The organism is Streptomyces bugieae (genome assembly GCF_036352915.1).
GTDB classification, from domain to species: Bacteria; Actinomycetota; Actinomycetes; order Streptomycetales; family Streptomycetaceae; genus Streptomyces; species Streptomyces endophytica.
In genome coordinates, this window is the sequence record NZ_JAZBJP010000008.1 from 21,386 (window position 1) to 34,373 (window position 12,988).

General features: G+C 73.7%; 10 protein-coding genes and 1 pseudogene. 7 read left to right on the forward strand and 4 right to left on the reverse strand.

Features of this window, described 5'->3' with window-relative positions; translation table 11 throughout:
- Positions 1-41: 41 nt before the first annotated feature.
- Positions 42-959, reverse strand: a complete 918-nt coding sequence (locus V2J85_RS16500; protein ID WP_330822010.1) for a DUF4184 family protein — start codon at positions 957-959, stop codon at positions 42-44.
- A 151-nt stretch (positions 960-1,110) separates the two neighbouring features.
- Between V2J85_RS16500 and V2J85_RS16505 the strand changes: the two genes are divergently transcribed.
- The 3 genes from V2J85_RS16505 (at position 1,111) to pgfA (ending at position 4,256) form a co-directional block, all read left to right on the forward strand.
- The gene (locus V2J85_RS16505; RefSeq protein WP_330822012.1) at positions 1,111-2,919 is read left to right on the forward strand and encodes a lytic transglycosylase domain-containing protein; all 1,809 of its coding nucleotides are present in this window, start codon (positions 1,111-1,113) and stop codon (positions 2,917-2,919) included.
- A 197-nt stretch (positions 2,920-3,116) separates the two neighbouring features.
- On the forward strand, positions 3,117-3,251 hold the full coding sequence (locus tag V2J85_RS16510; RefSeq protein WP_261952092.1) for an SPW_0924 family protein: 135 nt from the start codon (positions 3,117-3,119) through the stop codon (positions 3,249-3,251).
- An 18-nt stretch (positions 3,252-3,269) separates the two neighbouring features.
- A complete protein-coding gene (gene pgfA / locus V2J85_RS16515) occupies positions 3,270-4,256 on the forward strand; it encodes a cell envelope lipid trafficking protein PgfA (RefSeq protein WP_330822014.1) in 987 nt (328 codons plus the stop codon).
- Here pgfA and hrpB read toward each other — a convergent pair.
- Both hrpB and V2J85_RS16525 read right to left on the reverse strand, forming a co-directional pair.
- Positions 4,243-6,801, reverse strand: a complete 2,559-nt coding sequence (gene hrpB / locus V2J85_RS16520; protein WP_330822015.1) for an ATP-dependent helicase HrpB — start codon at positions 6,799-6,801, stop codon at positions 4,243-4,245. The two genes, pgfA and hrpB, sit on opposite strands and share 14 nt — an antisense overlap.
- A gap of 81 nt (positions 6,802-6,882) precedes the next feature.
- Positions 6,883-7,704: a class I SAM-dependent methyltransferase gene (locus V2J85_RS16525; RefSeq protein ID WP_261952095.1), complete on the reverse strand. Its 822-nt coding sequence runs from the start codon at positions 7,702-7,704 to the stop codon at positions 6,883-6,885.
- Positions 7,705-8,079: 375 nt separating this feature from the next.
- On the opposite strand from V2J85_RS16525, the gene rpsA reads away from it, so the two are divergent.
- Entirely contained in the window at positions 8,080-9,597 is a 1,518-nt protein-coding gene (gene rpsA, locus V2J85_RS16530) for a 30S ribosomal protein S1 (protein WP_261952096.1), read from the forward strand.
- A gap of 225 nt (positions 9,598-9,822) precedes the next feature.
- Here the strand turns inward: rpsA and V2J85_RS41355 are convergent.
- Positions 9,823-10,236 (reverse strand): annotated as a pseudogene (locus V2J85_RS41355) (hypothetical protein); the annotation flags it as partial.
- 421 nt (positions 10,237-10,657) lie between these two features.
- On the opposite strand from V2J85_RS41355, the gene V2J85_RS16540 reads away from it, so the two are divergent.
- From V2J85_RS16540 to V2J85_RS16550, 3 genes are all read left to right on the forward strand, one after another.
- Entirely contained in the window at positions 10,658-11,605 is a 948-nt protein-coding gene (locus V2J85_RS16540; protein ID WP_261952098.1) for a PAC2 family protein, read from the forward strand.
- Between the two features lie 120 nt (positions 11,606-11,725).
- On the forward strand, positions 11,726-12,316 hold the full coding sequence (gene coaE / locus V2J85_RS16545) for a dephospho-CoA kinase (RefSeq protein ID WP_261952099.1): 591 nt from the start codon (positions 11,726-11,728) through the stop codon (positions 12,314-12,316).
- Positions 12,317-12,532: 216 nt separating this feature from the next.
- Positions 12,533-12,985 carry a cupin domain-containing protein gene (locus V2J85_RS16550; protein WP_330822017.1) on the forward strand — a complete coding sequence of 151 codons (453 nt, stop codon included), beginning with the start codon at positions 12,533-12,535 and terminating at the stop codon, positions 12,983-12,985.
- Positions 12,986-12,988 lie beyond the last annotated feature (3 nt).

Below are 12,988 nucleotides of genomic sequence, written 5' to 3' on the forward strand. Positions count from 1 at the left end.
GGGCCGAGGGGGCGGCGGCCCCGGTGCCGCGCGGGCGTGCCTCAGTCGGTGGCGTGCACCGCCTGGCGCGGGTCCGCCGCCGCACCGGCCCGCGCGGCCGGCGGCGGGCCCTCGGCCGGCCGCCCGCGGTGCGCCCGCCGGTCCAGCAGGCGCACCGCCAGGCCGTGGAGCAGCAGCCCGACGGTGAGCCCGGCACCCGCGCCGAAGAGTGCGGACGGCAGATAGTCGAACCACACCGCCTCGTCCCCGTATTCGGCGTGCGCCCGCAGGACGCGGTCCACCGCGCCGGCCAGGACGCACACCAGCAGCGGGAGGGTGAGCAGCAGTCGCATCCGTACGGTCAGCGCGGGCACGGCGGCCGCGGCGGCGGCCCTGACCGCGGGGTCGGCGGCCCCGGCGGCCCGTAGCGCCGACCACCCGAACCACACCAGCGCGGTCATCGCCAGCGCCGAGGTGCCGTACTGCAGATACGTCGGCACCGGCCACCCGCCCACGACCCGGTCCAGGCCCGGCACCAGCCGCGTCCCCCAGCGGCCCGGGTGGGTGAAGGCGTCCCACACCACATGGGTCGCCGCGCCGAGCACCGCGGAGAGCACGAACCAGCCGGTCAGCACGGCGAGTTCACGGGGTCCGCGCGGCTGCCACGGGCGGCCCCGGACGCACAGCGACACCCGGCCCCGCCAGGCCGGCGGCAGCAGCGCCAGCAGCGGGTCGCGCACCAGCAGCCAGCCGCCGACCAGCGCCGCGGTGATCAGCACATCGACCGTCAGCACCCCGGACGGCGCATGGGTGACCGCCCCGAACTCCATACCGCCGGGCACCAACGTGTCCGCGTAGTACGTCATGTCCGGCGCGAACGACCCCGCCACCAGCGCCGAGGCGACCAGCCGCCCGCGGGCCGTGCCGGTCCGCCGGACGGCCGGCAGCACGGCCGCGGCATGGCTGAGCGTGAACGGCATGGCAACCACCCCTCGATCGATTCAGATCATTATGTGTCCGATGAGGTGGTAGATGCCGGGCCCGAGTTGTCGTAGTGTCGCCTGAGTTGGAGCGCCGGGGAGCGCGACACCACGTCAGAAACGTGGTGCGTCAACGCGGAGGGGACCACGTATGGCAGCCACATTCCGGCGGCGGCTTCGCAGGGGAGCGGCCTCGACAGCCGTGGCGGCGTTCGTCCTCGCCGCCCTGACCGCCTCCCAGTCGCCGGACGCCACCGCGAAGGCGGCCAAGGAACAGGAACCCTCCCCGCCGGTCGACACCCCCATCGACGGCGGCGCGCCCTACTACACGGACCTGCCGCCGCACAACAGCCCGGCGCCGCCCCGCCGTTCCTCCCACTCCCGCCCCGACGGCGGCACCCGCGTCATCACCGGGCCCGCCCAGGCCGGCATCCCCGCCACCGTCCTGGCCGCGTACAAGAACGCCCAGTCCCGCCTCGACGCCGAGGACCCCGGCTGCCGGCTGCCCTGGCAACTGCTCGCCGGGATCGGCAAGGTCGAATCCGGCCAGGCCGGCGGCGGCGCGGTCGACGCCGTGGGCACCACCCTCCGGCCGATCCTCGGCCCGCAGCTCAACGGCCACGGCTTCGCCCGCATCCTCGACACCGACGGCGGCCGCTACGACGGCGACACCACCCACGACCGCGCCGTCGGCCCGATGCAGTTCATCCCCTCCACCTGGTCCCAGGGCGGCCCGTACCAGGGCGGTTGGGGCGCCGACGGCAACGGCGACGGCAAGAAGGACCCCAACAACGTCTACGACGCCGCGCTCGCCGCCGGCCGCTACCTCTGCGCCGACGGCCGCGACCTGTCGGACCCCCGCGACCTGGACCGCGCCGTCCTCGGCTACAACAACTCCGCCGACTACCTGCGCACCGTGCTGTCCTGGTACACGTTCTACCGCAAGGGCACCTACGAGGTGCCCGACGGCCACGGCGTCCTCCCGGTACACCACCGCGGCACCCACGAAACCGGCAACGGGCACCGAAGCGGGCACCCGGGCGGCCGCTCCGGCGGCGGAAGCGGCCAGGGCCGGGCCCACGGCAAGGGCTCCGGCACGCCCGCCAAGCCCCGTCCCGAGCCCAACGGGCCCGCCCGACCCGGCGGTTCCGGTTCCGGCCACACCCCGGGCACCCCCACCCCGAAGCCCACCCCCGGCACCCCCGGGCCCGGCACCCCGGCACCCGCCAAGCCCGGCCCCGTCACCGCCCTCGCCCGCGTCGGCGACCAGGACCTGACCGCCACCGCCGGCACCGACTTCGCCACCACGCCCCGGGTCCGCGCCAAGGACGCCGCGGGCAAGCCCGTCGCCGGCGCCCGGATCCGCTTCACCCTCCCCGCCGGCACCGACGCCCGCTTCCCCGGCAACGCCACCACCGCCACCGTCACCACCGGCAAGGACGGCCTGGCCACCGCGCCCACCCTGCACGCGGGCGACCGGGCCGGCGACTTCACCGTCCGGGCGACGGCCGTCGGCCGCACCCTGTCCGCCGTCACCTTCGACGCCACCGTCAAGGCCAAGCCGGCGCCGAAGGCCGACACCCTCACCCGCACCTCGGACAAGGGACTGACCGCCACCGCCGGCCAGGCCTTCGCCGAGGACGCCGTCGAGATCAAGGCGACCTTCCAGGGCGGGATCGCGGCCGGCGTGCCGGTCACCGCGACCATGGTCACCGACGACCCCGACAAGCCGGTGGAGAACGACCGGGGCCCCTACTTCAAGGACCCGAAGGCCACCGGCGACAACAAGGACAAGCCGGTCCGCACCCTCGCCGGGCTGACCACGGACGCCGACGGCCTGCTGAAACTCCCGAAGATCTACACCGACTCGCACACCGGGACGTTCCTGCTGCGGCTGACCACCGACGACGGCGCCGTCCTCACCGTCAAGCTCAAGGTCGCCGCCCCGGCCACCTCCTGACACACCGGCGGCCGGCGACCCCCGGCCGCAGACCCCGGCCGGCCGGAACCCCGCCCGGCCCGCACCGCCGCCCTGCCCGCCGTCCCGGGCAGGGCGGCGGTGCCCCATCTGCCCGGGCGGCACGTGTTCTCATCTCCGCCGCCCGTTGCTACGGTGCCCCCGCCCTGACGCCGTATCAGATGTGCCGGGAGGCGACCATGCGCGCCCTGATTGCCGCCGCGGCCGGACTGGCCGCCGCACTCGCCCTCATCCTCACCGTCACGGCCGTCGGCGCCCCCAGCGGCACCACCTCACCCAAGCCGCTGCTCACCACCGTCCCCACACACCCCTGAGGGAGGGACGCCGCCGCCATGCGCCGCACCGCCAGCCTGGTACTGCTCGCCTTCGCCGTCTTCTTCACCGCGCTCTCCCCGCTGCTGCGGTGGTACGCCTTCCCGCGGCTCGCCAAGATCCCGCCCGGCCAGTACCAGGACATGGTCCTGGAGGCCCGGCCCGCCACCCTGATCGACTACGGCACCATGAAGGCCAGGACGGTCCCCAAGGTCACCATCGTCCAGACCCTCAAGGGCGACGTCGCCGCCTCCGACCGGATCGAGCGGACCGCCGGCCGCGACGTCGTCGTCTGGGACGCCCTGTCCTATGTCGCCGGACCCGACGGCAAGATGGTCTCCGAGATCCCCGAGCGCTACATCTTCGACGCCCACTCGCAGGACCCCGTGCACGCCACCGGCGAGATGGTCGACGGCGACCCCGTGCACCGCACCGGCATCGAGTACAAGTGGCCGTTCCTCACCGAGAAGCGCGACTACACCTACTTCGACGCCCAGACCCGCACCTCGGCCCCCATCCACTACAAGGGCACCCGCACCTTCCGCGGCCTGGAGGTCTACTACTTCGAGCAGACCATCCCCTGGACCAGGGTCCCGCTGCCCAAGAAGATGCCGGTCAAGGGCATCACTCCGAAGGCCGTCGAGAAGATGGGCACCACCCGCTGGTACTCCACCAAGCGGATGTTCTGGGTCGAGCCGGTCACCGGCGCCCCCGTCAACGGCGAGGAAATCCACCGGGAAGAGCTGCGCGGCGGCGACCTCCTGCCCGGCGGCGGCAAGGTCACCGCGTTCGCCGGAGACGTCAGGATGCGCGCGGACTACGTCGACTCCACCGTCGCCCTGGTGACCTCCCAGCGCACCCTCGTCCTGCTCCTGACCAGCTACCTCCCCTGGGGATTCCTGACCCTCGGCGCCGCACTGCTCGCGCTGAGCCTCCACCTCGAAGCCCGCGGCCGCCGCCCGGCCACCCCGGAGACGGAAGCGGAACCCGCCCTCAACCCCGCCTGAGCCGCGCGGTGGTGTGCCGGGTCGGCTCGGCCGCCGAAGGGTCCTCCGGCCAGGGGTGCTTGGGATAGCGGCCGCGCAACTCCGCGCGCACGGCGCGGTATCCGTCCCGCCAGAACGACGCCAGATCTGCCGTGACGGCCGCCGGGCGCCCCGCCGGCGACAGCAGATGCACCAGCACCGGCACCCGCCCGCCGGCTGTCCGGGGCGACTCCTGCCAGCCGAACAGCTCCTGCAGCTTCACCGCCAGCACCGGCTGCTCCCCGCCGTAGTCCACCCGCACCCGGGAACCGCTCGGCACCTCGATGCGCTCCGGTGCCAGCTCGTCGAAGCGGGCCGCGTCGCCGGTCGCCCAGGGCAGCAGCCGGGCCAGCGCCGCCGCCGTGTCGGCCCGCTCCAGATCCGCCCGCCGCCGCGCCCGGCCCAGCTCCACCCCCAACCAGTCCTCCACCCGCGCGAGCAACGCCGCGTCCGACACGTCCGGCCACGGCGCGCCCAGCTCCCGGTGCAGGAACGCCATCCGCTGCCGCACCGCCACCGCACCCGCCGGCCACCTCAGCAGCCCGAGCCCCTCCCGGCGCAGCCCGGCCACCACGGCCTCCCGCACCAGCTCCGGATCCGGCGCCGACAGCGGCCGCACCGCCAGCTCGATCGCCCCCAGCCGCTCCACCCGCCGCGCCACCACGTCCCCGTCCGCCCAGCGCACCTCCTCACCCGAGGAATACAGCGCCCGCGCCGCCGCACACGCCGTGTCCTCGTCGATCACCGCCGCCAGCCGCACCCGCGCCGACGCCGCGGCCACCGGCCGGTCCGCCACCGCGACCGCCAGCCACTGCGCGTCCCGCAGCCGCGAACCCTCCCCGCCCGGCTCGGCACCGGTGCCCGACGCCATCAGATAGCTGCCGGCCCCGCGGGCCCGGGCCACCCGCTCGGGAAACGCCAGCGCCGCGACCAGCCCCGCCACCGCGTCGTCCGACGCGCCCCGCCCCGTGCCGCCACCACGAGGCGCCTCCCCGGCCCCGGCCGCACCGGGCTCACCGACCGCCGCCGCCAGCCGCCGCGCCTCCTGCCGCCACCTGGCGGCATAGCCGTCCCCGCCCCGGCGCGCGGTGCGCCAGGCCTCCGCCAGATCGTCCCCGTACGCCCGCGGCGGCTCCTCGCTGAGCAGGGCCACCACCTCCGCCGCCCGCCGCACCCCGACCTCGGCGGAGCCGTCCAGCAGTGCCCGCGCCAGCCGGGGATGCACGCCCATCCGCGCCATCCGCAGGCCACGCCCGGTCGCCCGGCCCGCCGCGTCCACCGCGCCGACCGCCGTCAGCACCTCCCGGGCCGCGCCCAGCGCCCCGGCCGGCGGGGCGTCCAGCAGCGCCAGACCGCTCGCGTCCGGATCGCCCCAGCACGCCGCCTGCAACGCGAACGCGGTCAGATCGGCCACCCTGATCTCCGGGTCGGGGAAGGCCGGCAGCCGCCCGTCCTCACCCTCCGTCCAGCAGCGGTAGACCACGCCCGGCGCCTCCCGCCCGGCCCGGCCCGCCCGCTGCCGGGCCGCCGCCCGGGACGCCCGTACGGTCGTCAGCGCGCTCAGCCCCCGCGCATGATCCATCCGCGGCACCCGCGCCAGCCCGCTGTCGACCACCACCCGCACCCCCGGCACGGTCAGGCTGGACTCGGCCACCGAGGTCGCCAGCACCACCCTGCGGACGCCGTCGCCGCCCGCCAGTACGGCGTCCTGTACCTCGGCCGGCGCCCGGCCGTGCACCTGCAGCACCTCGGCGTCCACCCCGGCCAGCTCCCCGGCGACCCGCCCGATCTCCCCGACACCGGGCAGGAAGCACAGCACATCGCCGGTCCGCTCGCGCAGCGCCCGCCGCACCACGCCCGCCACATGCGTCAGCAGCGCCGGATCGACCCGCAGGCCGTGCGCCGGCCGCACCGGCCGCTCCGGGGGCGCCCACACCGTCTCCACCGGATGCGACACGCCCGCCGCCTCCACCACCGGGGCCGGCCCCGCCGCCCCGCCCAGCAGCCCGGCCCACCCCTCGGCGTCCGTCGTCGCCGAGGCGGCCACCAGCCGCAGCTCCGGGCGGAGCGTCTCCCGCACGTCCAGCAGGAACGCCGCCGAGGTGTCGGCGTCCAGATGCCGCTCATGGCACTCGTCCAGCACCACGACATCCACCCCGGCCAGCTCCGGATCGCGCTGCAGCCGCTGCAGCAGCACGCCGGTCGTCACCACCTCCACGGCCGTACGCGGCCCGGCCCGCCGCTCGCCGCGCACCGTGAACCCCACCCGGTCACCCACCTGCTCGCCCAGCAGCCAGGCCATCCGGCGCGCCGCGGCCCGGGCCGCGATCCGCCGCGGCTCGGCGACCAGCACCCGCCGGCGCGGCCCGTCGCCGGTCAGCCCGGCCAGGTCCAGCGGCACCAGCGTCGTCTTGCCGGTGCCCGGCGGGGCGCACAGCACCGCGCTGCCGGCCCCGTCGAGGGCGGCGCGCAGCGCGGGCAGGGCGGTCCGTACGGGCAGCTGGGCGAGGGCGTCACGGGCGATCACAACCCCCAGTCTGCCGCCCGCCACCGACAACGCCGCCGGCCGCCGGCGACGCCGCACCGCCTCGGCCGCCGGCAGGGGCCGCTACGCCTCCGCCTCGCACACGAAGATCGCCGTGCCCGGGATCAGATGCCCGCGCAGCGGGGACCAGCCGCCCCACTCCTGGGTGTTCCACTCCGGCCATTCCGGCTCGACGAGGTCCAGCAGCCGGAACCCGGCCGCGACCACGTCCCGCACCCGGTCGCCCAGCGTCCGGTGGTGCTCCACGTACACCGCCCGCCCGGTCCCGTCCTGCTCGACGTACGGGGTGCGGTCGAAGTAGGAGGACGCCACCGACAGCCCCTCGGGCCCCGGCTCGTCCGGGAAGGCCCAGCGGAGCGGGTGGGTGACGGAGAAGACGAACCGGCCGCCCGGCCGCAGTACCCGGCGCACCTCGCGCAGCACCCGTACGGGATCGGCGACGAACGGCAGCGCCCCGTATGCCGAGCAGGCGAGATCGAAACTGCCGTCTCGGAAGGGGAGCGCCCCGGCGTCCGCCTCCACCAGATCCGTGGCGGCGCCCGGCGTCGCGTCGGCGATCCGCAGCGCGTGCTGGAGCTGCCGGTGCGAGATGTCCAGCGCCACCGGGAGCGCGCCCTGGGCCGCCAGCCAGCGGGAGCACTGCGCCGCGCCGGCGCCGATCTCCAGGATCCGCCGCCCCTTCAGCTCGGCGGCCGGCCCGAGCAGCGCGGCCTCCGCCTCGTCCAGCCCCTCAGGTCCCCACACGAACCGGTCGTCCCCCAGGAACGCGCCGTGCTCACTCTGGTACTCGTCGGCGTTACGGTCCCACCAGCCCCGATTGGCGCGGCTGCTCTCGGTGGCCGAGGCGTCACGGCGGGTCGCCTCCGGCTCGTGGTCTTGGTTCATCGCGCCCGTCGTCGTAGTCTTCGCTCTGCTTGTTGCTGCAGGGACTGTGAGGCCGCTCGGCCTCGCGGAACATCGCGTGTGCCGGTTTTGGGGCGCTCTGCCCCGGGTGTGCGCGTTCGCGCATTGACCGTGTCCGGCTGCCCCCGTATGCTACAAGTTGCGCTGCGGGCTTGCGCGCCTCAGACGGAGCAGGCCGCGCTCGCATCTGTATGCACCCCTCGGTTTTGAGGCGTTTCGGGCGGCTCCGATGCTTCGGCATCCATGAGCCTCCATGAGAAAGCGTCTCTGACACTGTCCGGCTTATGCAGAGGCGATACGGGCTCTCGGCGTAGCAGTACCTACGACTTCAATGTCCGTACCGGAGCCCTTTCCCACATGACGAGCAGCACCGAGACCACCGCCACCACCCCGCAGGTTGCGGTCAACGACATCGGTAACGAGGAAGCTTTCCTCGCCGCGATCGACGAGACGATCAAGTACTTCAACGACGGCGACATCGTCGACGGCGTCATCGTGAAGGTCGACCGGGACGAGGTCCTGCTCGACATTGGTTACAAGACCGAAGGCGTCATCCCGAGCCGCGAGCTCTCGATCAAGCACGACGTCGACCCCAACGAGGTCGTCGCCGTCGGTGACGAGATCGAGGCCCTCGTCCTCCAGAAGGAGGACAAGGAAGGCCGCCTGATCCTCTCGAAGAAGCGCGCCCAGTACGAGCGTGCCTGGGGCACCATCGAGAAGATCAAGGAAGAGGACGGCATCGTCACCGGTACCGTCATCGAGGTCGTCAAGGGTGGTCTCATCCTCGACATCGGCCTCCGTGGCTTCCTCCCGGCCTCCCTGGTCGAGATGCGCCGCGTCCGCGACCTGCAGCCCTACGTGGGCAAGGAGCTCGAGGCCAAGATCATCGAGCTGGACAAGAACCGCAACAACGTGGTCCTGTCCCGCCGCGCCTGGCTGGAGCAGACCCAGAGCGAGGTCCGCCAGACCTTCCTCACCACCCTCCAGAAGGGCCAGGTGCGCTCCGGCGTCGTCTCCTCCATCGTCAACTTCGGTGCCTTCGTGGACCTGGGTGGCGTCGACGGTCTCGTCCACGTCTCCGAGCTGTCCTGGAAGCACATCGACCACCCCTCCGAGGTCGTCGAGGTCGGCCAGGAGGTCACGGTCGAGGTCCTGGACGTCGACATGGACCGCGAGCGCGTCTCCCTGTCGCTCAAGGCGACCCAGGAAGACCCGTGGCAGCAGTTCGCCCGGACCCACCAGATCGGTCAGGTCGTCCCGGGTAAGGTCACCAAGCTCGTTCCGTTCGGTGCGTTCGTGCGCGTCGACGAGGGCATCGAGGGCCTGGTCCACATCTCCGAGCTGGCCGAGCGCCACGTCGAGATCCCGGAGCAGGTCGTCCAGGTCAACGACGAGATCTTCGTCAAGGTCATCGACATCGACCTCGAGCGCCGTCGCATCAGCCTCTCGCTGAAGCAGGCCAACGAGTCCTTCGGTGCCGACCCGACGGCGGTCGAGTTCGACCCGACCCTGTACGGCATGGCCGCGTCCTACGACGACCAGGGCAACTACATCTACCCCGAGGGCTTCGACCCGGAGACCAACGACTGGCTGGAGGGCTACGAGGCCCAGCGCGAGGCGTGGGAGCAGCAGTACGCCGAGGCGCAGCAGCGCTTCGAGCAGCACCAGGCCCAGGTCATCAAGTCCCGCGAGGCCGACGAGCAGGCTGCGGCCGAGGGCGCTGCGGCGCCGGCGGCGCAGGGTGGCGGCCAGGCCGGCGGCGGCAACGCCGGTGGCGGCTCGTACTCCTCGGAGTCGGCGGACAACGCCGGCGCCCTGGCGTCGGACGAGGCGCTCGCCGCCCTCCGCGAGAAGCTGGCCGGCGGCCAGAGCTGAGCTCGCGCCGGTAGGCAGTAGCTGATCGACGAAGGCCCGCTCCCCTCGGGGGGCGGGCCTTCGCCGTGCCGTCGAGTTGTCGGGCCGTCGAGCCGTCGGGCCATTGGCGGGCGTCGTGTTTGTCGCCGTGCCGCCGTGCCGCCGTGGCCGTGGTCCTCGCGGTCGTGTGGTGCGGGGGCCGGGGTGCGCTCCGGTCGGGTCAGCGGGTCGGGTCAGCCAGGCGGGTCAGCCCACGGGGACGCCCGGATTGGCGGCGCCGCGGCCGCCGGTGACGGTGATGTCCCCCGCGATGGTCACCGGACAAACGGAGGCGCCGTCGAAGCCGTTGCCGCTGATCTTCGCGCCGGTGGTGCCGTCCTTGATGTCGACGTTCTCGCCGCCGACACCGGGGGCCGAAGGTGTTGTCGAGGATCTGCATGTTGTCGCCGTTGTCGCCGTTGTCGTCGGTGCCGCCCGCACTGCCGACGTAGACGCGCCGCCCATCCCGCTGCCGTACTTGCACTAAAGCCCGTAGCCGCCGCCCGCGGTGAGCGCGGCCCGGGGTGAACCGGTCGGCGTGATGCGGGAGACGGAGGTGCCGGTAGCGGTGGCTGTGAAGTTGCCGCTGTAGGTGCCGTCGGCCAGCGGGATGGTGTCCCCGTTGCCGTGGGGCGGCCAGCGGGACCAGCGAGGCGGTGCTCAGCAGCAGCACAGTGCCGGTACCGCCGGCGACACGGACCCGTGCGCCGCTCGGGCTCCGGAGCGGCGGCAGGCTCCTCAGGGGCGGGCTGGAGCGCATCCCACCGGGTATCGGCTACGAAGAGGATGGTGGCTCAACTCGCCCTGATGGTGGCTCAACTCGCCCTCGGGGGAGGCCGGTTGTGGTCACATTCATGAAGGGGAAGCGCGGAAGGTGGGGCTCACCCGGACCAGGGCACGGCAGGGGCACGGGCGGCCGCGGAACGGTGGGGTCCGGCGGTGGCGGGAACTGTCCGGTACGGGACCGGGTCATATCCACGGTCGGGAATGCCGACGGCCGACCGCACGTTGCCGTTCATGAGAACGAGGAGGAGCGGTCACTGTGTTGGATCCCCAGGGTTTGTACGAATGGGAGCCGAGCGGGCTCGCGGAGGTCGAGGCGCTGGCCTCGCGGGACTCGGCCGGACTGGTGCTGCTGTACCACTTCGACGGGTACATCGACGCCGGTGAGACGGGCGACCAGATCGTCCGGCGGCTGCTGGACGGCTTGCCGCACCGGGTCGTGGCCCGCTTCGACCACGACCGCCTCATCGACTACCGCGCCCGCCGCCCGCTGCTCACCTTCGAGCGCAACCGCTGGACCGCCTACGAGACGCCGAGCATCGAGCTGAAGCTGGTGCGCGACACCACCGATGCGCCGTTCCTGCTGCTGTCCGGCCCGGAGCCGGACGTCGAGTGGGAGCGCTTCGCGGCCGCCGTGAAGGAGATCGTCGAGCGGCTCGGGGTGCGTCTCTCGGTCAACTTCCACGGCATCCCCATGGGCGTCCCGCACACCCGCCCGGTCGGCATCACCCCGCACGGCAACCGCACCGACCTGATGCCCGGGCACGCCAGCTTCTTCGACGAGGCCCAGGTCCCGGGAAGCGCGGAGGCGCTGATCGAATACCGCCTGGCGGAGGCGGGGCACGACGTGCTCGGCGTGGCGGCGCACGTGCCGCACTACATCGCCCGCTCCGCGTATCCGGACGCCGCGCTGACGGTCCTGGAGGCCGTGACGGCGGCGACCGGCCTGGTGCTGCCGGGCCCGGCGCATGCACTGCGTACGGAGGCGCTGCGCACCCAGGAGGAGATCGAGCGGCAGATCTCCGAGGGCGACGAGGAACTGGTCGCGCTGGTCAGCGGGCTGGAGCACCAGTACGACGCGGTGGCCGGTGCCGAGACCCGGGGCAACCTGGTGGCCGAACCGGTGGAGCTCCCCTCGGCCGACGAGATCGGGCGGGAATTCGAGCGCTTCCTGGCGGAACGGGAGGGCGACGGCGGGCTCGCCTGACGCGGCGCTGCCCCCCGCTCCCTCCCCGTCTCCGGGGCCTCTCGCGGCCGGCTTCGGGCCCTTTCCCGGATGTCGCTTCCCCCGCAGCGTCGCGCGCCGGGCACCGTATAGCGTGGGCCCATGGTGAAGGTGGGGCTGACCGGCGGTATCGGCGCGGGCAAGAGTGAGGTTTCACGACTGCTGGCGTCGTACGGCGCGGTCATCGTGGACGCGGACAAGATCGCACGCGAGGTCGTCGAGCCGGGCACGCCCGGACTCGCGGCGGTGGTCGAGGAGTTCGGGGAGGACGTCCTCGCGCCGGACGGCACGCTGGACCGCCCCAAGCTGGGCGGCATCGTGTTCGCCGACCCCGGGAAACTCAAGGCGCTCAATGCGATCGTGCACCCCCTGGTGGGTGCGCGGTCGGCGGAACTCGAGGCATCGGCAGGCCCGGACGCGGTGGTCGTGCACGACGTACCCCTCCTCACGGAGAACGGCCTGGCGCCGCTCTACGACCTGGTGGTCGTGATCGACGCCGCCCCCGAAACCCAGCTGGACCGGCTGGTACGGCTGCGCGGCATGGCGGAGGACGAGGCGAAGTCCCGGATGGCCGCCCAGGCCACCCGCGAACAACGGCTGGCGATCGCCGACCTGGTCATCGACAACGACGGCCCCCTGGAAGCCCTGGAACCCCAGGTCCGCAAGGTGTGGGAACGCCTCCGCAACGGTTGAGGCGGCCGAGGGGCGGCCGCCGGGCGGACGAGGTGACGGGTGCCGGGCCCGCTGAGTGGCAGGCTCGAGCCCGCAGGGGGGATGTGTGCCCGGGCCGGCTGAGGCGATGGCGTCGGACCAGCAGAGGGAAGCGGTTCCGGGCCGGCTGGCGGCAGCTTCCGGCCCGGCGGGGGAGTGGCTGCCGGGCTCGAACGGCCGGGCGATACCCTCGCCGCCATGACTGCTGCTTCCGATCTTGACGCCCAGATCCCGGCCGGCGAGCCCGCGGCCGGGCCGGTGACCGATCCCGCCTCCTCTCCTTCCGCTGCCGAATCGGCGCCTCCCTCCTTCGTCGTGAACATCCCCGGCTTCGCGGACGCCGACCTGGAGCCGGAGCCGCTGGACCCCGCGCAGATCGTCTCCGGTGCGCCCGAGGTGACGGGGAAGGTGCTGTGGGAGTCCGCCGACGGCCGGCAGATCCGCGGTATCTGGCAGATCACGCCGGGTGTGGTGACCGACACCGAGGCCAATGAACTGTTCGTCGTCGTCAGCGGACGCGCCACCATCGAGGTCGAAGGCGGCTCGGTCCTCGAGGTGGGCCCCGGCGACGCCTGCATCCTCCGCGAGGGCGACCGCACCCGCTGGACCGTCCACGAGACGCTCCGCAAGGCGTACCACATCAGCCTCTAGCGA